Origin of the sequence: Halalkalibacterium halodurans (assembly GCF_005671335.1) — a bacterium.
In the GTDB taxonomy this organism is placed as follows: domain Bacteria; phylum Bacillota; class Bacilli; order Bacillales; family Bacillaceae_D; genus Halalkalibacterium; species Halalkalibacterium halodurans.
This window is the reverse complement of the sequence record NZ_CP040441.1, coordinates 1,213,428-1,238,638: the sequence shown is the minus strand read 5'-3', so window position 1 is coordinate 1,238,638 and position 25,211 is coordinate 1,213,428. Positions and strand designations below refer to the sequence as shown.

The following is a 25,211-nucleotide window of genomic DNA, read 5'->3' as shown; positions in this document are numbered from 1 at the left end:
ATCTGCTTCCGTTCGTTAATACGAAGGAATCAGCCGATCATCCAGACCAGGATACGTGTTCGTTTCATCTATGATTGGAAAAACTTCGACCAAACTTACTTCGTTTTTCGATAGCGTTAGCTCTAGCTTGAGCGTTCGACTTAATCCATCCCTTCTCTCGGTACGGATAAGAGGCTGAGCGACTTCCTGAAGCGTGTCAATTTCATTCTTTTTCGGAAACCTAGGACGCCCCATCTCCTTCCATACACGCCAAGGGTTCCCATTCGTTTCATCAATCGTTTTTCGCTTAATGAAAACAGCGTCTGATTGAGTTGGCAATTCGATTTGCACGGTTTGCTCTAACCCTTCACCTTTCTCCATGATAAGATTCCAGACGACGAGTTGGATTGAACCATCTTGTTTCTTCGTCACTACCATTTGTGAGTCACGGTAAAGCAACTGTTCTCCAAGCTGGTTAAAAAACGAAAACAAGTGGTAGGTCGGCTTCGCGATCCCATGAAGAGCGATTAACCCAAAGCCTCCGTGGAAAGGTGCAGTAGGGACTCCTGCTTCTTCAAATACGTCGCTGAACGTCCAATAGGAGAATGAATCAACAATGTCACCTGCCTCGCTTAAAATTCGCGCTAAATAAGCGGCGTTAAGAACCGTATCGTGAACCGGGTTAATCGGACTGTAGGATGTATTATACTCCGTAATATGAAAAGGCAAATTAGGAAATGGTGATTGTTGAATGAGCTCCTTTACGTTCTTTAACTCATCTAGCATATGGGTATTTTCATAAAGCTCTTGATAATAATAGTCAGGTGTTACTTTGTGCGGTTTTGCCGACGTATACGCATGCCTTGAAACAAAGTCTACAGGAACCTCTTCCTTATGACAAAATTGTAAAAAGTCTGTGATCCATTCATCTGAACCGCCGCATATAGCCGGGCCACCCACTTGAATGTACGGGTGAACCTCTTTGATCGCACGGGCGGTTATTTTGTACAATTTAAAATACTCTTTCTTATCGGCATGCTGCCAAAAGTTGATTAAATTCGGCTCATTCCATATTTCGAACGGCCATTTTGTCACTTCCTCTACCCCATATCGGTCAATAAAGTGGGAAATAACCGCTTGAATAAGTTGTTTCCACTGGTCATAGTCTTTTGGCGGGGTCACATTCCCTTGCCAATCGAAAATCGTTTGTTCCCCAGAAGCCAATAGCTTTGGCATAAAGCCAATCTCAACAAACGGACGAATGTTCAATTCAAGAAACGTATCGAAAATTCGGTCAATGTACGTAAAATTATAAAACGGCTCAACTGTGCCATCGGCCCGCTTTCGCTCGCGATAAATACCAATGTCATCATGAAGAAGCCCATGTCCTCGTATGTATTGAAAGTTCAGCTCCTTTTGCAATCGCGCGAGATGATCCACGTATTCTTTTTGCAACGCTAAGCCTAACCTTCCCGTGCCGATGCAACACTTCCATTTCTTTGGAAAATAAGCAAATGAATGATCATTTACAACTACTGTTTTCATCTTATCCTTCCTCCTTTCTCTACACGCCCGAATACGCCATAAACCCACCATCGACTGGTACGGTTACACCAGTTACAAATCCAGACATCGTCTCATCTGCTAGCCAAATGACCGTACCTAGTAAATCTTCAGGCTTTCCAAATCGCCTCATTGGCGTATGAGAAAGGATTTTTTTTGAACGCTCTGTCCATGAGCCGTCATCCTGAAGCAGCAGTTTTTTGTTTTGGTCTGTGAGAAAAAAACCAGGCGCGATCGCGTTCACGCGAATGCCAACCTCCACCATATGCACCGCTAACCACTTCGTAAAATTATCAATTCCTGCTTTTGCTGCACTGTAGGCAGGAACCTTTGTCATCGGAGTGGGCCCACTCATCGAGGACATGTTGATGATGACAGCCCCTTTCCGATGGGCCATTCCTTTTGCAAACACTTGTGAGCTTACCATCGCGCTAATTAAATTCAGTTCAAACACGCGCTGAAACCCTTCGACCGTCAAATCAAAAAACGTCTTCGTTTCTTTTGCCACGTTTTCCATACGAACAGTCTCTTCGTCTGTTGTCCCATCAGGGTGATTGCCTCCTGCCCCGTTAATGAGAATGTCGCAAGCACCAAATTCCTTTCTGATCTGTTTTTCAGCTGCTTTCACTTGGTCTACCTCTAACACATCGCAAGAGATGGCAAGCGCATCTCCCCCTGCTTCTCGAATCGTTTCAGCTACTTCGTTTCCTGTATCACGATTTCGATTGAGAATGGCTACCTTCACACCTTGTCTCCCTAATTCATAAGCCATCGCCCGGCAGAGCACCCCACTTCCACCTGTAATGACAGCTACTTTTCCTTTTAAATTTTCATTGATTGGTAGCAAATGTGATCCCTCCTATTCTTTTTCCGCGCCCAATACAATCCCTTTGACGAAATATTTTTGGATAAATGGGTAGACGATCAGCATCGGCAGAGCAGCAATAAAGATTTGCGCCGCTTGAACCGTTCGCTGTGATAGATTTCGAAGCGTTTCCGCATCTGTAATTTGGCTGAAATCTTGCTGGACAACGATCGTTTGCAAAAAGGTTTGTAGCGGGTAGTTGCGAGCATCGTTGTTGTATATCATTCCATCAAACCATGAGTTCCAATGGAACACCATCGTAAACAATGAAACCGTCGCAATCGCTGGGACAGAAATCGGTAAATAGATTTTGAGAAAGATTTGAAAGTGATTGGCTCCATCAATGAAAGCCGACTCTTCCAATGATTTAGGGACCGCTGTACGAAAGAAGTTGAGTAGCAGGATGAGATTGAAGGCATTAATCGCCGGTGGTAATACGAGTGCCCAAATCGTATTCGTTAATCCTAATCCTGTCACGACCATATACGTCGGAACGAGACCTCCATTAAACAACATCGTAATAACAAAAAACCAAATGTAAAATTTTCGTCCCTTGAAGTCACGATCCTCTTTTGATAAGGCATAAGCCGCACAGAGCATCGCGCCCATGGAAATGACAGTCCCAAGAACGACACGGACCACCGAGATCAAAAAAGAGCGAATAAAATTATCGTTGGCAATCGTCCGCTCGTACGCATCCAAAGTGAAATCTACCGGCAAAAACATCACGAGATTAGCTGCCGCGGCACCGCTGCCACTTAAAGAAACAGCAAAAATATGCACGAGCGGCAAAATGCAAAGAACAGCAAATAATAGCAAAAAAGTATAGTTAAAAGCTGTAAACACTTTATAACCCTTCGTTTTGTAGACACGCATCGAAAATTCCCCCTAGAAAATTCTCCAATTCGCATATTTGTAAGCGAGACGGTAACCGATGATGATTAACACTAAGCTGATGAGTGATTTAAAGAGCCCTACCGCTGTTCCATAACTAAAGTCACCGTTTACGAGCGAGACTCGGTAAACATACGTATCGATAATGTCTCCCGTTTGATACACAAGAGGGTTATAAAGGTTAAAAATTTGATCAAACCCAGCGTTTAAAATGTTTCCTAACGACAAGGTCGCGACAACAATAATAATTGGCAGCATCGCTGGCAACGTGATGTGAAGCGTCTGCTTCCATCGATTCGCCCCGTCGACCACGGCTGCTTCATATAAATTAGGGTTAACCGCTGTAATAGCTGCTAAAAAGACGATGGTATTAAAGCCTGTTTCCTTCCAAAGATCGCTAATCACGACCGTCGTCCGAAACCAGTCGTTGCTCCCTAAGAAAAAGATTGGATCGATTCCGAATAAACCTAGCGCTTGATTGACAATTCCTCCATCTGGAGACAAAACATCAATTAAGATTCCACCTAAAATAACCCATGAAAGAAAATAAGGTAAGTAGATGATCGTTTGCACCGTTCGCTTGACGACCATCTGGTACATTTCATTTAATAGTAAAGCGACAATGATTGGGACGATGAGGCCGAAGATCATTTTTAACACAGAAATGACAAGCGTATTCCAAATGACCTGCTTCGCGTAATCATACTCAAACATCGTAATGAAATGTTGGAGTCCAACCCACTCCGACCCAGTAAACCCGAGCCACGGCTTGTAATCTTGGAAAGCCATCACGATGCCAAACATCGGACCGTACTGAAAGATCAAGGCAAGTATGAGGGCAGGGATTAACAACACATGGAGCTGCCACGTCCTACGAAAATTCCACTTTTGTTTCTTTAGCTTCCGTTCTACCGTTTTCGCGTTGCTAGTTACAGCTTGGCTTTCCAACGCGTTCCCTCCTTTACGAAGAAATGAATGGAACAGAAGGTGCCTCCCAGCAAACAGCGGAAATGGGGCTGCACCTTTTTGTTCCATAACAAAATCCGGTACTACTGTTGCACAGATTCATACCACTCATTAACTTCTTCTGTTATCGCCTCTCCACCTGATTGACGCCATTCTTCAACGAATTGATCGAAAGCATCCAGCGGCTTGTTGCCATAAATAATATCGACGAACAACTCGTCCTCCATTCGCTCTAGATGCTCAGATCTTGAAACCATGGTTGGTGTCGGTGGTCCGTTAAACTCATTAATGATCCGAAGGTCGTTTTGCCGATTGACGATCGCAGCAGCTTCAATGTAGTCTGGATCCCGACCAGCAAGTCCTGCCTCATACCCTGTCTTAGGCTCCCTTCCTGTCTCATGAAACTCTTCCAGCAGGCTATACATTTCAAACGGAATGGTCGGAACGTTCGTTGGTAAGAAATAACGCCCTGGGTCGACTACTTCTTCACCAGTGATCTCTTCAAATTGAGCATGATCATATACAGGCTCTCCGTCCTCCATTACATAGTCATAGCCTTCAAACAATCCGTATTCAAAATAGTCTGATTCCCCGAACGTATAACCATAAATGGCATCCCAATACTCAAAAAATTTATCCATGTGCTCAAAATCTTTGTTGAACAAAAACGATCCGACAACATATCCTTCTCCTCTTCGTCCCGCTTGACCGTTAGGCCCACTTACATGAGGGAAAGGCTTCACAATCGCATCTGGAACGACTTGAGCCATTTCACCGATTGGATATCCGTGGGCCCAAGGAGGGGCAGCCATAATACCAGATCGACCGGAAATAAAGCTTTCCTGTGCATCGCCAGCACTTAAAATGGCAAAGTCAGTTGCAAGGTACCCTTTTTCATACCATTCATGAATCTTCGCCAACCCATCTTTCACCGATGGCTGAATAGATCCATATACGAGTGAGCCGTCGTCTCCTTTACTCCATGCCCCTGGAACAAAGTCGCCAAACGCTCCAAAAACCCAGCTACTATCGGCAATGTTTCCACCTCGAAACCCATAATCACCAGCAGCAAAAGTAATTCCGATCGTATCGTTTTTTCCTGTTTCATTCGGATCTTCGTTTACAAATACATCCATGATGTGTTCTAATTCTTCCAATGTTGTTGGCGGTTCTAGGTCAAATTTATCTAGCCAATCTTGGCGAATCCAGAGAAGAGTGTCAGACCCGTTCCCGCCTGAAAATCGAGGAATTCCGTAGCGAACCCCGTCTTTTGTTGACGGATAAAACGCTTGTGGGAATTGCTCAAATAATTGTTTTAACCTCGGAGAAGCATATGTCTCAATCGCTTCATCAACCGGCATCACGAGACCAGAGGCAAGCAAATCAGCCTTAATGGCCGTGTCATTGACTTGAAATACATCTGGCAGCTTCTCACCTGAAGACATCATTAGACGCAATTGTGTATTGAATTGTTCATCATTTGGCTGTGTCCACTCTGTCACGAATTTAATTCCCAACTCCTCTTCAGCCCATCTCGTGACGACGTTATCATGAACATCTTCACCATCTTTAAAAACGGTGCCATCATCAAGAGTACGTGCGGTCGTAATTGTGACTGTTCCGTCTTCATTCGTATTCGTCTCATCTTCCGTTGTGGATCCTTCTTGCGAACAAGCTGTTAGAATACCAACTGCTAATAATCCTACTAAAAATGAGTGAACGATCCTCTTTTTCATGTTTCTCCCCCTTTTCAAATTTGACTAGATGGACTATGCAATCAACCTTCTCATCATTGACCCTAGGCCATCCCCCCTTTGTTCGATTGCCTCACCTTGAGTAATCGCTTACATTTTCATATGATTCAAATTACCAGTAGAAAGAAAAATAACGACAAAGACATTCTAATCATACTAGTATGGTAGTTGATTCGAATTATAACACAAAATTCTGAAACATACAATAATTCAAATGGTTATTTGGCTCGGCAAGTCGTGCATACGTTGTCCATTCTGGACAGAATCCCATATCCCCCATAAATACATAATGCCTAACGCTCGGTCATAAAGACCGTACCCCGGCCGGCACTGTTCATCCCAAATATGTCGTCCGTGGTCGGGTCGGACATAACCTGTAAAACCAACTTCATGATAAGCTTTAACAATACTGACAATGTCAATTGATCCGTCTTGCTCCCGATGTGATGTTTCAACAAAGTCTCCGTTGTCAAACCGTTTAATATTGCGAATATGAGCAAACGGAATCCGGTCTGCAAATTCTCTTATCATCTCGGGAACTTGATTGTTCAGATCTGCTCCAAGGGCTCCACTGCACAACGTAATCCCATTCGCCGGATGATCAACAAGTTTTAACAACCTTCGAATGTTATCATGATTGGTCACGATTCTCGGCAATCCAAAAATCGGCCATGGTGGATCATCTGGATGGATCGCCATTTTAATATCACACGCCTCGGCGACAGGGATGACCTCTTGTAGAAAATAGTGCAAATGATCCCAAAGATCTTCCGTTGATACATGCTCATACGCTTCAAACAGAGTTTTTAAAGAGGCTAATCGCTCCGGCTCCCACCCTGGCATCGTAAACGTTTTGTTACTTGCAATCGTTTCGACTAACCCTTTCGGATTCATTTCATCTACCACTTTTTTTTCGTAAAAAAGGGCAGTGGATCCGTCCTCTAGTTTTTTATACAAATCGGTTCGTACCCAATCAAAGACAGGCATAAAGTTATAACAAATGACCTTCACACCTGCCTTCGCCAAATGCTTGATCGTCTGCTTATATGCTTCAATGTATCGATCTCTCGTCGGTAACCCTAATTTAATATCTTCATGAACATTGACACTTTCTACGACATCGATATGAAACTGATGTTGTTCGGCCTGCTCTTTTACCTCCATAATCCGTGACAAAGGCCAAACTTCTCCTGGCGGTATGTCGTGTAGAGCCCAGACGATTCCTTCCACGCCTGGAATCTGTCTTATATGTGCTAACGAAACACTATCGTTTCCCGCACCAAACCAGCGAAAAACCATCCTCATCTTTATTCCTCCCTATCTCGCACAATAACCATACTAGTATACATACTTAGTTATTTTTTACCCGCCATTGGTTCAACAGTTGACAATAGCGAGTAAAGTTTCCTTAAGAGTTCCCACCCTAAGTGACAGCAAAGCCATAGCTACTGCTCTCTCCCATGAATAGGTTCACATACTTAATGTGAAAAAAATTCCGGATATCGCTCTCTAAGCTGATCTTTTTCGACAATGACGAGGGACATGTGGGTCGCCATCGTCTCTTCTGCAAGCTCTTCGTTTCGGCTCGAAATCGCCTCAAAAATTTTTTGGTGGTGTTCAACAACGATCGTCCAATCTTGGTTAATGGCGAGTCTCAACATTCGGAGTCTGTCAAGGTGACTATTCATCTGACGGATGATTTTCCACGTTCGCTTCTTTTGACAAATGTCGAATAGAAGTTCATGAAATTCTTCATCTAATTCAAACAACCTCTGATGTGTCCCTTTTTTCAAACAAAACTCTTGCATCGTCAAGTTGGTTTCGATGCGGAGTAATTGATCTTGGTTCGCCTTTTTGCACACTTCACGCACTATCGCCTTTTCAATGTGCTCCCGTAAAAATCGCCCCTCTTCTACAAGGTCTAGATCAATTTTGGACACAATCGTTCCACTTTGCGGAATGATGACGAGCAAGTCTTCTTGGGCCAACTTAAAAAACGCCTCCCGTACAGGAGTACGGCTCACCTCTAATTTGCCGGCCATTTCTTGTTCAGAGATTTTCGTCCCTGGTGTCAATTCTAAGTTTATGATCTGCTCTTTAATTCGCTGATAGACAAAGTCTCTCGTTGACCCCGTCATTTCCGCTTTGCTTCTAAACATACTAACACCTCTCAATCTTAGAAAAACCGCAGGCTAAAGCCACACTATTTAACGTTCCCTTCGTCTTCCTTGTTGACTTTAAATCCTGCTTAGCCGAATTATATCGGATAAATGGTTCGTTTTTTTTCATCTGGGATCCCTGACTTCCGGTAAAAATACGTATTGATCACATCACGCCACTCTTTTGCGTGCTCGGCTTGGTGTTCGAGTCGTTCGAGAACTTGCTGAAAGCGTTCCGAGTCCACTTTCCCTTCTAATGATCGCCAGCTTTCCAATAATTGCTCAGCCTGCTCTGCTCCAGAAAAATGAGTGTCGTAAATATGTTGAATGACCGTCACGCCAGACTTTAGCTTATGCGTGTATGGAACATGATGGAAAAATAAGAGCAACGAATCGGGACATGTTTCTAGATGTTCGTACAACTCGTAGTTTTCTGCAAAGTATTGCGCTGTATAACCAGTTCCAGTTGCAACTGTCCGATCAACACCAATCCCGTGACAATCCGCATAATGGTATGTCCCCCAAACAGAATACTCATAACCGTCCACATTAGGGCCGTAATGGTGACCTGGCTCTACCATCCAGCCAACACCTAATGGAGCCGTGTAGCTTTCGTAAATCGGCCATGATTGTAAAAGCATCTCGTGAATCGTCTGAATCACTTCTTCATTGTCACCAAAAGTGGCCCGAGTCCATTCAGCGGTTACCTCTTCAGTTGAAAGATTAGGATTCCACGTAAGCCTCCCATATCCGTAAAGGTTTGCTTGTGCTAATAAATGACCGGTCCAATTTTCGTCATTTCCCACATTCGACACAGCCGTGATCCCACTAACCTTGTAGTCAAATTGACTGCCATCCACGATCGACTTTACTGGGCTCTCTTTACCATTTGCAAACGTATCAAAGTCCAAAATTTCTTTCCACTGTGGAACTAAATAGCATAGATGCTTCTGCTGTCCTGTATATTCTTGGGTGATCTGAAATTCGAGCATTTGGTTCGTCTTAGGCATGGCACCAAAAAGTGGGGAAACCGGCTCACGCACTTGAAAATCCATTGGCCCGTTTTTAATTTGCAGCACGACATTGTCATGGAATAGACCATCGAGTGGTTTAAAATGGTCATAAGCAGCTCTCGCTCGATCTGTTTTTCGGTCACGCCAATCTTGAAGACAATTGTACACAAAGCAGCGCCAAAGGACGATACCGCCAAACGGAGCCAACGCCTCCGCTAACATGTTTGCCCCCTCTGCATGATTACGTCCATAAGTAAACGGACCCGGTCTATGCTCAGAATCCGCTTTTACAAGAAAGCCACCAAAGTCGGGTATGTAGCGATAAATGTCTGCCACTGTTTCTTTCCACCAGGCCCGAACCTTCTCATCAAGGGGATCTGCCGTCTCTAGCTTCCCTAGCTGAATAGGGCTAGCATAATTAATACTTAAAAATGTCTTAATTCCATACTGCCGAAAAATATTTGCAACTTTCGCGACGTCCGGCAAAAATTTGCGGGTAATCAGCTTCGTTTCCTCTTCGTGTACGTTGACATTATTAAAAGCAATGGCATTTATTCCGATTGAGGAGAGGATTCGCGCATAATCCCTAATCCGTTGTAAGTTGTTTGTCACCTTATTATGTTCAAAGAAAATTGAGCCTCCTGCATAGCCCCGCTCTATACTACCGTCCATATTATCCCACTCATTGATCATACGCAATTGATTTCGCGGATTTTCAACAATGCGAAGGTCGTGCAAGTGATTCCGCATTTGCAAAAGCCTCAGCAAGTGAAAGGTACCGTATAAAACGCCCGTTTCTGTTTTACCTACGAGAACGAGGCGCCCTTTTTCGGAATAAATGGCATACCCTTCTTCGCGTAGTCGTTCTTTTATTGCCTGAGACACTTCGGCCACATCGGCAATCGTTCCTATAAGACAGGAAGCCTGCTCTCCAGTAGCAGATAAATAATTCGGTGTGACACCAAGTAATGATCTCAGGCCATGCGTTAATTCTTCTTTTGCGGATTCGATAATCGGCGAATTCCCCTTGATTTCAATTGTTTGAAAATAGGCTCGATACTGGGTATGTAGTGCTGAATCTGTTATTTCCTCATACCGAAGCCATGTTTCATAACCAGTTTCTCCTCGATTCATGACATCTCCTCCCTACGCGTGAAAATGGTAATCAAAATTCATTCATGATAGAGTAAGGGACTCCAATCCCTTCTGACATTTTAGTATAACTAGAATGGTAGTTCAGTTACATTATAAACGTATTGCGTTTATTTTTCAAATTTACTGTAAATTTATTTGTTCGTACGAATAAAGAAGAGAACCTATCCACAATCGATAGGTTCATCCTCGCTTATTAGAGAAAACATCAAGTTTTCCCACTCGCCCCATCGCCTCCTCAAGCTTAGCAATATCAGCTAACAAAGCAACTCGAACATAGCCTTCCCCATGCTCCCCGAATCCTTTCCCAGGAGCAACAACGACGCGGGCCTTTTTTAGCAAATAAGTAGCAAACTCCTCTGATGTAAAGCCTGATGGTACTGGAAACCAAGCAAAAAATGATCCTTTCGGTGCCTCAACATCCCAGCCGATCGCACGGGCTGCTTTCACGAGGGCATTTCGCCGCTCCTCATAAGTTTGTACAAGGGTCGTGACGTTCGATTGATCGCTCAACAGCGCATGAGCAGCCGCTGCCTGAATGCCGCAAATAAACTGCAAAAATAGTGATCCTGCAATGTCTCAATTGCTTTAATAACACTCGGATTTCCAACCGCAAAACCGATTCGCCAGCCTGCCATGTTGTAATTTTTCGACAAGGTGATCATTTCTATCCCGACGTTTTTCGCTCCTTCTACTTGTAAAAAACTAAGCGGCTTTTGCCCATCGAAACCGATGGCAGAGTAAGCAAAATCGTGAACGACGCAAATATCATATTCCTCTGCTAACTCAATTGCCTCAGCAAACAGCTCCTCTGTAGCAACTGCTCCAGTCGGATTGTTCGGGTAGTTTAAAAACATGAGCTTCGCTTCATATAGTACAGGTGCTGGAATCCCTCTTAGGTCTGGATGGAACCCTAGCTCCTTTTTTAACGGCATTCCGTACATGCTTCCCCCTGCGATGGCGATCCCCGACCAATAATCGGGATAGCCGGGGTCTGGAACGAGAGCCATGTCACCTGGGTTTAAAAAACATTGACTCACTTCTACAAGACCCGTCTTCGCCCCACCTAATACGGCCACTTCTGTTTTTGGATCGACCGATACACCATATTCTCGTTCATAATACTTAGACACCGCTTCTTTTAGAAACGGATAACCTGAAAAAGGTGCATAGCGATGGTACAAAGGATTTTCCGCTGCCTCCTGCAGCTTCTCCACAATATGTTCCGGTGTCGGTAAATCTGGACTTCCTTGACCAAGATTAATAATATCATCGTGATCTTTTTTTACTTCTTGTACTTGCTCGACCAATTTAGCAAAAAATTGCTCCGGCAACCTTTTCATCATATTCGCTTGCTCAAACGTCTTCATGTCTCTCCCACCTGTTTTTTCTTTTCTGGGGATAAATTCCCTACTTTATTGCTTTGAGTACGTCATATCCCATGGTCACATCTATGTATCCTACAACGTGTGGGTCTCTCCTTAAAAAAGCTCCCCACTAAATAAAGTACACCTTATTTCACGTATTTTAACAGAATACTCTGACATAGTAAAATTCTTACCTACCTAGCTCATACATTTAAAAGAAGGGGGGAAAGAAATGGAACAATTACAGAAGGTAATGCAAACGATTGATGAGCAATGGGAAGAGCAGGTTGCCTTTCTGCAAACACTCGGTCGTTTTCCTAGCACACTTGGCAACGAAGGGGCTATTCAAGCGTATCTCGCCCACTATTTTAAGCACGAAATGGGACTTGATGTGGATGAGTTCGTTCCGAATCCGAGCAAGCTTAGACGTCATCCATCTTATATTGATGTTGATTGGGGATACGATCAGCGTCCGATTGTCGTCGGGACGGCGCAGTCGAGTAAGCCTACAGTTGGGAAAAGCTTAATTTTACAAAGTCATGTGGATGTCGTCAGTCCTGAACCTGTTGAGCATTGGACGTATGATCCATGGGGCGCAACGATCGTGGAAAATCGCATGTACGGGCGAGGAATTCAAGATATGAAGTCCGGGTTGGCGGCGATGATTTTTGCCTATCGTGCCTTGCAACAAGTGGGCGTTGAACTCGGGGCTGACGTCATCTTTCAATCAGTCATTGAAGAGGAGTGTACCGGTAACGGAGCTCTTGCTGCACTTATGAGAGGTCATGCGGCAGACGGGGCCCTGATCCCAGAGCCTTTTGGCTTACAGGCGGTCACCACTCAAGTTGGCGTACTCTGGGTTCGTTTAAAAGTCATAGGGGCGGGGGCCCATACAGAACGGGCAGATCGTGCGGTGAACCCGATCGAAAAGGCCTACCTGCTTATAAAAGCCTTGCAATCGTATCGGCAGTATTTAAATCAAGAGAAAAAGCATCCAGCATATTCCGACCACCCCCATCCACTCAATGTGAATATTGGAACGATCCATAGTGGAGACTGGCCCTCCAGTGTCCCAACAGAATGTACGATCGACGTGCGGGTTGGCTTTTACCCTGGGGTGGACCCTGATGACGTAAAAAGTCAAATCAAAGACTGGATAAATCAGGCCTCCTTGCAGGATGAGTGGCTGTCCCATACACCGCCTGAGCTCACGTTTTACGGTTTTTCTGCCCCCGGTGCTGAAATTTCGAGCGAGGAGCCGTTGGTGCAAGCTCTTGCTCGGACGCACAAGCTCGTTCATGGGACGAAAATGAAAACAACTGCCATTACCGCAACTACGGATATTCGCACATTTATTAATGATTTTAACATTCCGGCCACATGCTATGGCCCTGTAGGGGACGGAATGCACGGAATAGATGAATGGGTTGATTTGACAAGCGTAAAAGATGTGACGAAAACCTATGCAGCCTTTATGATGAACTGGTGCGGCGTCCGTAAATGATCAGCACTAGAAAACTCCCGTATCACGCTGAAATCGGGGTACGGGAGTTCTCGTTTTCGCTCTAAGAAGACGCTAGCGTTCCTGCAGGTCCAAAAAACTCATAATGAACCTGCTGTTCGGGAACGTCCCAGTCTTTTAAAATTTGAGCGATCGTTTTCATAAATGGGACTGGCCCGCAAAAATAAAAGTCTGCCTCTCGATCGTGGAGGATAGAACGAAGGAATGATTCATCGATAAATCCTTCCTTTTTCATAAAAGGATTCATCCGATCCCCTGGTGTTGGCCGTTCGTAGCATACAGCATAGTGGACATTTTCTTGCTGGCTAGCGGTTTTAGCTAAATGATCATGCATGGCATGATAAAAACCATTGATTGCTGCATGAATAAATATCACTTCACGTTTTACTCCTCTTTGCATTAAAGTGTTAAACATACTCATAAGAGGCGTTACCCCTACGCCACCGCTTATGAACACAATTGGACGCTCCCCTTCCTCCTGTAACGTAAAATCTCCTGCTGGTGCTGTGATCTCTAACACATCCCCCTCATGGATATGTTGATGCAAATAATTCGAGACGATCCCTGGGGGCAAATCGCCATCCCCCTCCTCACGCTTAACAGTGATCCGGTAATAGCCTTTTTCTGGGGCATCTGATAAACTATATTGCCGCATATGAGTATGCTCCTGTCCTGGAATCGTTACTTTTACGGTAATATATTGCCCTGGTTTGTAGGAGGCAAGTGCTTTCCCGTCTTCAGGCTTTAAATAAAATGATGTAATTGTCGCACTTTCCCTTTGCTTTTTTTCAACAACAAAGGAACGGAACTCGCGCCAACCACCCGGAGCCTGACTAGCCTCTTCGTACATTTTTTTCTCAACTTGAATGAACACGTCTGCGATCAGTTCATACGCTTCCCGCCACGCCTCCAATACGTCATCAGATGCAGCATCTCCTAGTACTTCTCTCATCGCAGCAAGCAAATTCTCCCCGACGATCGGATACTGTTCTGGTTTAATGTTTAAGCTGCGATGCTTGTGGGCGATACGGCTGACAACAGGTAAAATTGCTTCCAAATTGTCGATATGCTCAGCGGCCGCATAGATGGAATTTGCTAGTGCTTGCGGTTGTCTTCCTTGTTTTTGATGCGTCTGATTAAAGATGTTTAACAATTCCGGATGATGACTAAACATTCGTTTGTAAAAGTGCTTCGTTATCGCTTCCCCGTGTTCGGCTAAAATCGGTACGGTGGCTTTAACGATTTGTTTCGTTTCTTGGCTTAACGTCGCAGTACTCATGGATGGATCGCCTCACTTTTATAAATAAGTATTTTGTATACATATTTAAAGTACACCACCTATGTTCATTAATCAATATTTAAAATACACATTTAAACCATTGTTAAATTTTCGCCACAAATGAGTCCTCGTCTTCCTTTTTTCTGTTTACCTGACGCTAAAGCTTGCACCCCCATACGTTAACGTATCCATTGAATGGAAATAGGATAAAATCCCCATGCCGTATAGACTTCATCTCCTTTTAGTGGAGACGCTAAAAAATCCCCCCACTGAATGAAGTTTCACTTTATGGTATGCTGTTATCGACATGATCATTTGGAGTGAATGAAATGCAATTAACTTCTTATACTGATTACTCGCTTCGCTTGCTTTTATATTTAGCTTTACAGCCTAAAGACAAACTCTCTAGCGTCAAGCAAGTGGCAACGATTTATAACATTTCCTACAATCATTTAACAAAGGTTACGTATGAACTAGGTAAGCTCGGCCTCATTGAAACAATAAAGGGACGAAACGGTGGCATTCGCTTGGCAAAAGCGCCGGAAGAGATCAATATCGGTGCTGTCGTCAAACAAACGGAAGATAACCTTGAACTCGTCGAATGCTTCAACCACGAAACGAACACATGTATTTTAAACCCGGTTTGTCGCTTAAAAGGTGTCTTACATGAGGCGCTTACAGCTTATTTACGTGTACTTGAGCAGTATACACTAAAAGATTTATTGACCAATGAAGATGAATTGCAAGCATTGCTCAAGCTCAAACCATAAAAAAAATCAGCTCACCGGTTGGGTAAGCTGATTTTTCATATTATTATGAACTTGCTTTCCGCTCCATAACATTTAAACCAATTCCCATAAAGAGGACCCCCATCAAAAACAAGACAGCCGCGTGAAACAGAACATCATGGATTGGTGCTTGATTGATCGTGACTCCTTTCAGCAATTCCATTCCGTAAGTAATCGGAGCAAATTTAGATACGAATAGCATGGCACTCGACTGAACTATTTCTAGTGGCCAAAAGGCACCACCGACCATGGCCATGCTTGTGGATACGAGTGGGATCACTGCATCAAGCTGCCGAGCGTTTGTCACAAAACTACTCAATAACACTCCGAGCGACACAATCGCAAACACATATGGAGCGAGGGCTAAAAGCGCCATGGGAAATCCGCCGTAAAAGTTTACGCCCAGCAGATAATGAAAGAAACTAAATAGCAGCGCCAGTTGACCATAGCCGAGTAAAAAGCTATACGACAAATGACCGAGATAAATTTGTGTTTTTCGTAAAGGCGATAGCATCACTCGATCCCATAGGCCGTTTTGTTTTTCTTGAACGATCATACTAACCGTAAAACTAATCGTCATGATCGCAAAGTATAAGCTGAATCCAAATAACGACTGTAATCCTTGATCATACTTGAAATCCTTTTCCTCTTGCGCTTGTTGTTTCTCCAATTTATAAGCCGGATTTGCTAGCCGCCTGTCCACTTCTGTTCGGATGTCGCTCGCAGATATGGACAGGTGGTCAGCGGCTTGATCATAGATTTGCTGTTCTTGGTAAATCATCATAAGGTGGGTAAAAACTGCATTGACGTCCACCGTTTCTGCAGAGGATAGCATACGAAAGTCATCCTGCTTCAGCGCAATGGCGAAGTCCATTTCATGTTGACGTAACCCTGTTTCGATCTCCTCTTGATCCATTAATTGAAAATCAAACCGTTTATGCTCATTCAAATAACCTAACATCTTAGCCGTTTCTTCAGACGACATTCCTTCCACATAGACTGGTACTTCTACCTTTGAAAAAGAAGACTGGCCCGTCACAAAGGCGAAGGTCGCCGTCAAGATAAAAAAACCGACGACGTACCACGGACGGTAAATCAAATGCCGCCAATAGTTCCACAAAATCGCTCTCATTGAGCTTCCCCCCTTTTCGGAAAGACGAGCCATGCACAACCGATGAACAATGCGCTCATGAACGCTAGTCGATAAAATGTCGCCTTCAACCCTGACAGTTCTCCTCCACTTAACAAGTATAAATACGAGTTCAAAGCTGCTCCATTTGGTGTCCATTGTCCTAGTCGATAAAGCGATTCAGACAACTCCCCAATATCGAAAAAGCTACCGCCAACAAACGCCAATATGGACACAATCCCGCTAGAGAAAACGGTAATTAAGCTCGTTGTCTGGAAGTGATAATTGAATGATGTCATCAATACAGCTAAAGCACCAACTGTTATTGAAAACATGATCGTTATCACGACAAATGGAAGAACCGTAGGAAATGTCGTTTGATAAACAAGGGACGAAAGAGTAAAAACGATGATCAACTGAACGAAGGAAATAAGCGTACCTGACACCCATTTGCTTATCATGTATACCCATGGCGAGACGTTGGCAAGCATAACACGTTGAAACACTTGTTGTTGTTTCTCTAATTGTCCATAACTAGCGATGAATGCCACCACAAACAAAGCAAACATGACACACATCCCGACCGTATAATAATCAAACGAAGAGATCGGCTCACGCTCGTCAAAAAACTCCCACGAACCGACAGAATCAGGCACAAACCAATTTGGTTCAAGTGGAATCCTCTGCTGGGCCGACGCGATTTCATTTAAGCTCATTTGAATATTCCAATATCGGTACAGTTGGTCAACGATTTGGTCAACAATTGAAGCTCGTAACGGTGCCTTTTCATTCAAATAAACTTGGGCGGCTGGTACCTGGTCCTCTCCTAGAAACACCTGCTTCCAAGTAGCGATCCGATAGCCTTCCGGAAAATAGATGACTCCGTCGTAATCAGCTCGCTGAACTTCATCTAGAGCATCCACATGTGTTAGTTCAATAAAAGAAAGCTGCTCATTATCTAGTATTTGGTCGATCAAAAGGTCAGGCAGCGACACATGGGGAAGGACCCTTGTAAATGCTTGTACTTGTTCTTTTGACAGCCCCCTCTCATGTAAAACCGTTTGAAAGTGCCCAGCTTCCGTGACATGACTCCCCTCATCAACAATGGCCATCGTCACTGACAAATCGCCACCATCACCACCCATGACGTTTTTTAACGAAAAGCCAAGAATGGAAATTAATACAAATGGCATAAGTAAGAGAATCGCTAACTCTTTACGATCTCTTATAAAATGGAGGAGATCTTTTTTTATAAACGGTCCAATCATCATTCTGCCCCTCCTTTAATCTCGCAACTTTCGTCCAGTCAAGTGTAAGAACACATCTTCGAGCGTCGGTGCTTGAATGTCAATCGACTTCAAGGTTGTTCCTGTTTCTTTTGCGAGCATAAACAGATCATCAAGGATGTTTTCTCGTTTTGGGACGATGATGGTAAAGGTCTGCTCCATAACTTTTACCGAGGAAATGACTGGATGATCTTGCAGAGCTGTTAAAAAACGAGGGGAATACATCTCCGTCGTTAGCTTGATCGACTGATTCGATGAAAGGATACCCTTCACTTCATCTTTCGTCCCTGATGCAATCACTTCCCCTCGATCCATAATATAAAGACGATCGCACAAATACTCGACTTCCTCCATGTAATGAGACGTATAAATGACGGTCATTTCCCGCTCTTGATTCAACGTTTTGACGGTTTCTAAAATGTGACTCCGTGACTGAGGATCGATGCCGACGGTGGGTTCATCCATAATGATAAGTTCCGGTTCGTGGAGCAAGGCAACAGCGATGTTGAGCCTTCTCTTCATCCCCCCAGAAAACGTATGAACTCGATCATTTTGTCGTTCCTCCAATCCTACAAGCTGTAAGGTGCTCTCCATACGATGTTTTAGTTCCTCACCTTTTAACCCGTAAATTTTTCCGAAGAACGCCAGGTTTTCACGGGCGGTCAAATCGTGATAAACAGCTATTTCTTGTGGGACGACTCCAAGAATCGAACGAATGGCTTTCGATTGCTTGTGAATGCTTCCTCCTTTTATTAAAACATCTCCTGACGTGGGCTGAATTAAAGATGAAATCATCGAAATCGTTGTGGATTTCCCGGCTCCATTCGGGCCAAGCAACCCAACCATTTCTCCTTTTTCGATAAACATATTGATGCCTTTTACGACTTGACGGTTTTGATAAGTCTTTGATAGATCAATCACTTCAATCATGTTCTCTCCTCCTTCCCTCCTAAGCTTATCGAACAAGGCAAAGGATGCATACTGCTTTCCGTCACTTCTTATGAAAAAAACCATGACCCAGGTCACGGTTTTAGGACGAAAGAGCAGGTAAAGTAACCACTCTTCTCGAATTCTTAATGAGGTGGACACAATTGGATCTGAAAGTTGTCGTTGGTGCAGGACCTTATAACAATAACCCTGGTTGGATTCATACACAAGAGGAGGAGCTAAGCTTGCCGGACCGGAGCATGTGGGAGAAACGCTTTACTCCCGAATCGATTTCAGCTATTTTAGCAGAGCACGTTTGGGAGCATCTCACGTTTAGAGAAGGAGTCGAGGCAGCCAACATTTGCTATGATTTTCTCAAGCCGTCTGGATATATACGCTGTGCAGTGCCCGACGGTTTTTTCCGAGATGAAACGTATCAAGCCGTGGTACAAGTTGGTGGCCCTGGACCGAAAGACCATCCGGCTGCAAGTCATAAAATCGTTCATACATATGAAACGATATCAAACATGTTCAAAGAAGCTGGATTCACCGTAAAGTTGCTAGAATACTTTGACGAGAACGGAGCTTTCCTTTGTGAGGATTGGAACGGAGAGGATGGTGTAATTTTTCGTTCAAAGAAATTTGACCCACGTAACCAAGGAGAGCAGATCGTCTTCCCTTCCTTAATCGTAGACGCAATTAAACCGCTCTAAGGAAACTCGTCCCTAGAGCGTTATGGAGTAGTTGTCTGCTTATTTCGAGGAACTGGATGTCCTCCCGTTCCGTTCATCATCGCAACAATGAGTTCGATAATGGCCACAAGAAGCAAGACAATCCCGATCGAGAAGATTGTCGGCAGCACGACAAATAAGTGAATAGCTGCTGCTGTCATTTGTCCTGGGACGTATTTTTTATAAAGGGACATCCCTTCGATTATGAAGCCGAGCATAATAAGAAACCAATAAACAAAAGGAGGAATGGTCGTAATCGTCACAAATCCAGCCATGTAAACGAGCAAAAAGAAAGTGAACGCTACAAACAACAAGCCATTGAGTCCAAGCATAGAAAAGGAGATCCAGCTTTTTTTGTATCGTCTTTCCTTGACAAGTAGATGGATATTAAACCCTAAAAGTAGGATTGCTAGTACAGGGATAACGCCTAAAAGCATACTATTCCCTCCTGAAAACAGACATCCATTTCTTATAAATAATACCATATCTATGTTCAAGAAAAAAATTTGCTCATCGTATTCGTCTATTTTTAAGATAATTGTTGTTTTACAGCATAGATCGCTAACTGGGTTCGATCTCGTAACTCCAATTTATCTAGGGCCTGGCTAATGTAGTTTTTCACGGTCCCGACACTTAAAAATAGGGCATCGGCAATTTCCTGATTGCTCTTCCCTTCCCCAACTAGTTTGACGACAGCTAGCTCTCGCTTCGTTAGCCTCGCGGTTCTTTCTTCTACTTCACCCGTTTGCTGGTGCAAAAGGCGCGGTAACACTTTTGCTGCGACCGTATCATCTAGGCTCATCCCGCCGTTTAGTGCACTTTTAATCGAGTGAATCAATCGATCCGCATCAGCATCTTTTAGCAAGTAACCGCAAGCCCCATATTTGAGTGCTTCCAATGCATACTCATCATCAGCAAAGGTCGTAAGAATTAAAATCTTTGCTTCTGGATGACGAGCGCGAATCTCTTTGGTAGCCTCTAATCCGGTTTTACCCGGCATTCGCACATCCATGAGCACAAGGTCGATAAGATATCGTTCATAGGCTTCCACCGCTTCTTGGCCGTTGCTAGCTTCAGCAATGACATGTAACGTTTCATCTTGTTCAATCATCATTTTCAGACCCTGTCTCACGAGGTGCTGATCTTCAGCAAGTAGTAAGTTTGCCATCCTATCCCTCCTTTATTGGAAAAACCCCAGTTGTGCGAAAAAGGTTCTCTGTTTGTAAGACGTCTAATCGTCCGTTCAACGCTTCTAATCGATCTGTGAGATTCGACAAACCAAACCCTTTCTCAAATGGAGCCGACGAATAAATGCGATTCTCAACACTCATCTGATAGCTGTTCCCTCCAATGACTTCAAGAGTAATGGCCACTTCCCGAGAATGCCCGTGGCGCATCGCATTCGTAATACCTTCTTGGACAAACCGGTACACGGTCACATATTGGTCATTCGTCAACGGTGCAGATAAAACCCCTTCTTTCGTTGTCAGTTGAACACGAACATGGCTCTCCGCTTCAAGTTTACGAATGAGCTGAAGCACCGATGCCATTCCATAGGTTTTTTGACTCAGCGCGCGGACAGCTTGTCTTGTTTCATTTAGGCTTTCTCTTGCCATTTGCTTTGCCTGTGAGACGAGCGATTTGATCTCTCCTGTGGCCGTCCGTTCGGTGATTTCAAGCTGCATCATGAGCGTCGTTAACTGATGGCCAACAGAGTCGTGCATATCTCGGGCAATGCGTGTTCTTTCCTCTGCCCGTGCATTTTGCTCCGACTGATAAGCGTGCCGTTTGAGTGCTCGATATTCCACCAAAAATGAAGTCCACTTGCTTTCTAGCTCGTCATATGTTTTTTTGAGCTTTGACATCGAAAGAGCGAAGGTCGTCATCCCTGTGAGGACAATCAGATGGAACAGCATTGGATAGGAATACGTATGAAACAAGTATGGAATGAGCGATAACGTAATAATGGCGACATATTCAAATTTGTGTGAGGGTTTTACCCTTTTGTCGCCCCACGCTAAATCGAGGATAAAAAAATAATACATTCCCCACGGATAAAATGAATCTGGTGAGAGAAAGACTAAATGAATCATCAGAAATGAAAGGACGAGCACGAACTGCCATAATCTCCGCATCTGGATGAGTGGACGGAGAAAATAGATGGCAAGCCAACTAGCGACGACAAAAAGAAACGTCGCACGGCCCTCTGCCATTGGAAGTTCATTCATTACGATAAGCGCCCATAGGAGGACGAGAAAACCTGATGTTAGGACAAAGGAAATCATTCGTTTCCTCCTTCTTTTATTCTATACAATGAAGCTATACTTTCATTCTATGACTTTGACGAAAATCCCTCAATCTTTAAAAAAATTATGAAACCAGCTCTACTGGCAAGGAAGCTCGTCATTTCCGTTTTCCCTCACCACTTACATAAAGTGAAAAAACAAAAACTCTAACAGCGGTTCCGTATGCTGTTAGAGCTTTATGATCAGGTTAAATCGATTCCTTGTTTTTTAATAAACGTCGTCACATGAGGGCGCTTTCGGGTAGAGAAGTGTTTCGCCATCATTTCACTCCAACTGTCTGTGCGTTTCCCATTTGTTCGTTTCGTATAGTACGCTTTCGTAATCTCATCATATCGCTCGAGATCAGCCTCATTAAAGGAGTACCGTTCCTCATGGACGACTGCGTTTTTTGAGAAGCGAGGCTTTTGTTCCGGTTGTTGGTCAGGGTAGCCAACGCATAGACCCATAATCGGGATGACGAGTTCTGGCAACTCCAGCTGTTCAGCCACTTGATCTGGATTGTTGCGAATACCGCCGATCATCACTCCCCCTAATCCGTAAGAGCGAGCAGCTAGCAGCATGTTTTGCGCCACCAACGCAGCATCTACGGCTCCGACTAATACGTTTTCAACTTCATTTATTTCAAACGGCATTCCATGCTTGTCACTTGCCTGCTTCAAACGATAAAAATCAGCACAAATCACAAAAAAGACAGGGCACTCGGCAACATACGATTGATTGCCAGTTAATTCGGCCAGCTTGTTCTTTGACTCCTGATTTTTTACGACTACGATACTGTACGCCTGGACGTGATGGGATGACGGCGCCCACTGACCGGACGTTACAATGTCATCAATCACTTGATTTGAAATCGGTTCAGCGGTAAATTTCCGAATCGAACGATGCTGCTGAATGAGCGTTGTCATTTCATTGGTCACGTGACATCCTCCTTATGTAACGGTTTGTATTTTGTTGGTACCCGGCTTTGAAAAATAGGAACAGCTTCTCGCACTTCTGAAACCTTGTCTGGATTCAGCTTCGTGGTCAAGGTTTGCTCTTGATCACGACTGCCTTGGATTAAAACGTCCCCCCACGGATCAATGACCATCGATCGCCCTGCGAATGTGACGCCAGCATAGGCACCTACTCGGTTGCAGGAAATGACATAACATTGATTCTCAATCGCCCGTGCACGTTGCAGCACTTCCCAGTGGACAGCTCTTGCTTCTGGCCATTCTGCAACGATAAAAACAATTTCCGCCCCTTCTAATGCAAGGGAACGCATCAACTCAGGGAAGCGAAGGTCATAGCAAATGACGAGACCCATCTTCGTTCCTTCTAGCTCAAACACAGAGGCCGCAGCATCGCCCCCAGTTAAATAATCTGGTTCACTCAACATCGGGACTAGATGAATCTTATCATATTGATAAACAGTATGACCACGACGATCAAACACGAGGGCACGGTTGTACAGTTTCCCTTTTTCTTTCTTCGCGATAGAACCTGCAACGATGTTCACATTGTGCTCTCGTGCTAGCTCCTTTAAAAAAAGCTCTGTATAACGCTCTTCCCCTTCCGCAAGATGCTCCAGTTGATCAAGAGTGTAAGCCGTCGTCCACATTTCCGGCAGTACGAGAAGATCAGGAACGTCCTCTTGCTGCATGACGTCCTCAATCCATTCTTTCACTTTGCGTTCATTCCCGCGAGGATCGCCTGGAAGAATATCCATTTGGTATAATGCCACCTTCATCGTCTCGCATCCTTCCTCAAACCGTATAGTCTAAAGACAAAACCTTCAACATATTTCATTTAATAGTAGAATAAAAACATTTTTTTCGTTACACTGATCTATGAAAATCTTAACAAGGAGCAACGAAAATGACAACGAAAGTACAAGTAACACCTACGTTAGAATCAAACCGAATTGAAGCGCTCGATATGATGCGAGGCTTTGCGTTACTTGGCATTTTACTCGTGAACATGCGCCATTTTCAATATGGCTTATTTCCGGAATACACAATGCCAGCACCTACTAGTTTCCTTGATTCGGGGGCTGATGCGCTCATTAGCATTTTAGCTCAAGGAAGCTTTTATACGTTATTCTCTTTCCTATTTGGGTACGGGATGGCGCTCATGAAAGATCGCTTCACCGAGCAAAAGCAAGGATTCGTAGCGGTATACTGGCGGCGGACGCTCATTCTTCTCCTTCTCGGCTATGTACACGGCCTGTTCATTTGGGACGGAGACATTTTGTTCATGTATGCGATTTGCGGTTTTTTGCTCTTTTTCTTTTTAAAGTTAACAGAGCGCGGTTTGTTGATTTGGGCGCTCATTTTACTTGGAATAATGGCCATCTCCGCATTAGGAGAATTATCGATGGAAGAAGATCCGTTTACCGAGGCGGTTTTCCAGTCCATCGCCGCTTATAGTGAGGATGAGGATGCTGTTCTTTCGAGCGGCACTTATGGCGAGGTTGTTGAATTTCGGCGAACGGCTGATCCTACTGGCCTTGGTGTACTCGGAGACATTCTTATTTTCGTCAATAATATGATTTCCGTTATCGGCATGTTCTTGCTAGGCGCCTTCGTTCATCGAAAAGGCTGGATCGCCAACGTGGCTGAGCATAAAGCTATTTTTAAGCGAATGCTATGGATCGGCTTGCTCATAGGTTTTCCAATTAAAATCGCAACGGTCCTATCACCTGCTAACCTTGAAACGATCCAAATTATCATTGGTGGCCCACTAGTTGCTCTCTTTTATATTTCATGCATCGCCTTGTTTTCACAAACGGCTCAAGGGAAGAAGTTGCTTAAACCGTTTACTTATGTTGGTCGCCTGTCGTTAACCAACTATCTTTTACAGTCACTTGTGTTTACGACTGTTTTCTACGGATATGGACTCGGCTTATATGGCAGTCTTGGTCTTTTTGTTGGCTTGCTTCTGAGCATCGGCTTCTTTGCTTTACAAATCGTTTGCAGCCATTTCTGGTTACGTCACTTCCGAATCGGACCGATGGAATGGGTCTGGCGTGCAGGCACTTATCTTTCGATTCCGAAATGGCGGCGGTAATATTTCAATTAACATCTACTTTTAATAATGGTAGCATTCGATTTGCAAATACGGACGAGGGAGTTTCACCGATTCGGTGCGCTCCCATTTTTTTATAAAAAGGCTCGGCGTTCGGATCACTTTCGATGAGGAAAGACGAGATGTTTTCCTTTTTTGCACACGCGATCATCTCATGCCACATCTTTCTTCCATAACCGTTGCCAATCGTACTCACATCAATATAAAAAAAGTCGAGATACCATGAAACTTGTTTTAAAAAACTAAATACACCGACGGGCTTTCCCTCTTGCTCATATACGTATACAATGGCCGGATCATCCTTTGTCATCGTTAACTCATTCCGGCAAGCTTTGATAAAGTGAAACTTGATTCAGTGGGGTTTTTATCCCCGCTGAATGTTAGTTGAACCAATCGGGTTGTTACTGGCGCTTATCTCTCACTTAATCTTTCTTGTTAATCAAAGCGTTGAGGTGGGAGTCTTAG

The 25,211-nt window shown here is 44.0% G+C and carries 22 protein-coding genes and 1 pseudogene; 4 read left to right on the top strand and 19 right to left on the bottom strand.

Annotated elements, in window-relative coordinates; all coding sequences use genetic code 11:
* Nucleotides 1–15: 15 nt before the first annotated feature.
* The 9 genes and pseudogenes from FED51_RS06020 to FED51_RS05980 all read right to left on the bottom strand — a co-directional run bounded on the left by FED51_RS06020 (nt 16) and on the right by FED51_RS05980 (nt 11,715).
* Nucleotides 16–1,524 carry a GH39 family glycosyl hydrolase gene (locus FED51_RS06020; RefSeq protein WP_053431690.1) on the bottom strand — a complete coding sequence of 503 codons (1,509 nt, stop codon included), beginning with the start codon at nt 1,522–1,524 and terminating at the stop codon, nt 16–18.
* A 19-nt stretch (nt 1,525–1,543) separates the two neighbouring features.
* Nucleotides 1,544–2,389, bottom strand: coding sequence for an SDR family oxidoreductase (locus FED51_RS06015; protein WP_053431691.1), 846 nt, complete (start codon nt 2,387–2,389; stop codon nt 1,544–1,546).
* Nucleotides 2,390–2,401: 12 nt separating this feature from the next.
* Nucleotides 2,402–3,283, bottom strand: coding sequence for a carbohydrate ABC transporter permease (locus FED51_RS06010; protein ID WP_010897236.1), 882 nt, complete (start codon nt 3,281–3,283; stop codon nt 2,402–2,404).
* Nucleotides 3,284–3,295: 12 nt separating this feature from the next.
* Entirely contained in the window at nt 3,296–4,249 is a 954-nt protein-coding gene (locus FED51_RS06005) for an ABC transporter permease (RefSeq protein WP_053431692.1), read from the bottom strand.
* Nucleotides 4,250–4,350: 101 nt separating this feature from the next.
* Nucleotides 4,351–6,003 (bottom strand): extracellular solute-binding protein, encoded by a 1,653-nt coding sequence (locus tag FED51_RS06000; RefSeq protein ID WP_053431693.1) that lies wholly within the window; start codon nt 6,001–6,003, stop codon nt 4,351–4,353.
* A 228-nt stretch (nt 6,004–6,231) separates the two neighbouring features.
* Entirely contained in the window at nt 6,232–7,326 is a 1,095-nt protein-coding gene (uxuA, locus tag FED51_RS05995; RefSeq protein ID WP_134229850.1) for a mannonate dehydratase, read from the bottom strand.
* Nucleotides 7,327–7,499: 173 nt separating this feature from the next.
* The gene (locus FED51_RS05990) at nt 7,500–8,180 is read right to left on the bottom strand and encodes a GntR family transcriptional regulator (protein WP_053431695.1); all 681 of its coding nucleotides are present in this window, start codon (nt 8,178–8,180) and stop codon (nt 7,500–7,502) included.
* A 98-nt stretch (nt 8,181–8,278) separates the two neighbouring features.
* Nucleotides 8,279–10,327, bottom strand: coding sequence for an alpha-glucuronidase family glycosyl hydrolase (locus FED51_RS05985; RefSeq protein ID WP_053431696.1), 2,049 nt, complete (start codon nt 10,325–10,327; stop codon nt 8,279–8,281).
* 201 nt (nt 10,328–10,528) lie between these two features.
* Nucleotides 10,529–11,715: pseudogene (locus FED51_RS05980) on the bottom strand (aminotransferase class I/II-fold pyridoxal phosphate-dependent enzyme).
* A 229-nt stretch (nt 11,716–11,944) separates the two neighbouring features.
* Between FED51_RS05980 and FED51_RS05975 the strand changes: the two are divergent.
* Nucleotides 11,945–13,216, top strand: a complete 1,272-nt coding sequence (locus FED51_RS05975; protein WP_010897229.1) for an ArgE/DapE family deacylase — start codon at nt 11,945–11,947, stop codon at nt 13,214–13,216.
* 61 nt (nt 13,217–13,277) lie between these two features.
* Here FED51_RS05975 and hmpA read toward each other — a convergent pair whose 3' ends face one another.
* Nucleotides 13,278–14,513 carry an NO-inducible flavohemoprotein gene (gene hmpA, locus FED51_RS05970; protein WP_053431697.1) on the bottom strand — a complete coding sequence of 412 codons (1,236 nt, stop codon included), beginning with the start codon at nt 14,511–14,513 and terminating at the stop codon, nt 13,278–13,280.
* A 329-nt stretch (nt 14,514–14,842) separates the two neighbouring features.
* On the opposite strand from hmpA, the gene nsrR reads away from it, so the two are divergent.
* Nucleotides 14,843–15,283 (top strand): nitric oxide-sensing transcriptional repressor NsrR, encoded by a 441-nt coding sequence (nsrR, locus tag FED51_RS05965; protein WP_010897227.1) that lies wholly within the window; start codon nt 14,843–14,845, stop codon nt 15,281–15,283.
* A gap of 43 nt (nt 15,284–15,326) precedes the next feature.
* Here nsrR and FED51_RS05960 read toward each other — a convergent pair whose 3' ends face one another.
* From FED51_RS05960 to FED51_RS05950, 3 genes are read right to left on the bottom strand one after another with little or no spacing between them, the layout of a single operon-like run.
* Nucleotides 15,327–16,433, bottom strand: a complete 1,107-nt coding sequence (locus tag FED51_RS05960; protein ID WP_010897226.1) for an ABC transporter permease — start codon at nt 16,431–16,433, stop codon at nt 15,327–15,329.
* Nucleotides 16,430–17,701: an ABC transporter permease gene (locus tag FED51_RS05955; protein WP_053431699.1), complete on the bottom strand. Its 1,272-nt coding sequence runs from the start codon at nt 17,699–17,701 to the stop codon at nt 16,430–16,432. Before FED51_RS05955 ends, FED51_RS05960 begins: the two co-directional genes overlap by 4 nt.
* Before the next feature lie 12 nt (nt 17,702–17,713).
* Nucleotides 17,714–18,646 carry an ABC transporter ATP-binding protein gene (locus FED51_RS05950; protein WP_053431700.1) on the bottom strand — a complete coding sequence of 311 codons (933 nt, stop codon included), beginning with the start codon at nt 18,644–18,646 and terminating at the stop codon, nt 17,714–17,716.
* A 146-nt stretch (nt 18,647–18,792) separates the two neighbouring features.
* On the opposite strand from FED51_RS05950, the gene FED51_RS05945 reads away from it, so the two are divergent.
* Nucleotides 18,793–19,356, top strand: a complete 564-nt coding sequence (locus FED51_RS05945) for a class I SAM-dependent methyltransferase (RefSeq protein ID WP_053431701.1) — start codon at nt 18,793–18,795, stop codon at nt 19,354–19,356.
* Between the two features lie 20 nt (nt 19,357–19,376).
* On the opposite strand, the gene FED51_RS05940 is transcribed toward FED51_RS05945, so the two are convergent.
* The 5 genes from FED51_RS05940 to FED51_RS05920 all read right to left on the bottom strand — a co-directional run bounded on the left by FED51_RS05940 (nt 19,377) and on the right by FED51_RS05920 (nt 23,409).
* Nucleotides 19,377–19,811 (bottom strand): hypothetical protein, encoded by a 435-nt coding sequence (locus FED51_RS05940; protein WP_010897222.1) that lies wholly within the window; start codon nt 19,809–19,811, stop codon nt 19,377–19,379.
* Between the two features lie 92 nt (nt 19,812–19,903).
* Nucleotides 19,904–20,542, bottom strand: a complete 639-nt coding sequence (locus tag FED51_RS05935) for a response regulator transcription factor (protein WP_053431702.1) — start codon at nt 20,540–20,542, stop codon at nt 19,904–19,906.
* 1 nt (nt 20,543) lies between these two features.
* Entirely contained in the window at nt 20,544–21,659 is a 1,116-nt protein-coding gene (locus FED51_RS05930) for a sensor histidine kinase (protein ID WP_053431703.1), read from the bottom strand.
* 203 nt (nt 21,660–21,862) lie between these two features.
* The gene (gene nfsA / locus FED51_RS05925) at nt 21,863–22,597 is read right to left on the bottom strand and encodes an oxygen-insensitive NADPH nitroreductase (RefSeq protein WP_053431704.1); all 735 of its coding nucleotides are present in this window, start codon (nt 22,595–22,597) and stop codon (nt 21,863–21,865) included.
* Entirely contained in the window at nt 22,594–23,409 is an 816-nt protein-coding gene (locus FED51_RS05920; protein ID WP_053431705.1) for a carbon-nitrogen family hydrolase, read from the bottom strand. The genes nfsA and FED51_RS05920 overlap by 4 nt, the downstream gene beginning before the upstream one ends.
* Before the next feature lie 128 nt (nt 23,410–23,537).
* Between FED51_RS05920 and FED51_RS05915 the strand changes: the two genes are divergently transcribed.
* Entirely contained in the window at nt 23,538–24,728 is a 1,191-nt protein-coding gene (locus FED51_RS05915; protein ID WP_053431706.1) for a DUF418 domain-containing protein, read from the top strand.
* A 4-nt stretch (nt 24,729–24,732) separates the two neighbouring features.
* On the opposite strand, the gene FED51_RS05910 is transcribed toward FED51_RS05915, so the two are convergent.
* On the bottom strand, nt 24,733–25,056 hold the full coding sequence (locus FED51_RS05910; protein ID WP_053431707.1) for a GNAT family N-acetyltransferase: 324 nt from the start codon (nt 25,054–25,056) through the stop codon (nt 24,733–24,735).
* Nucleotides 25,057–25,211: the final 155 nt, after the last annotated feature.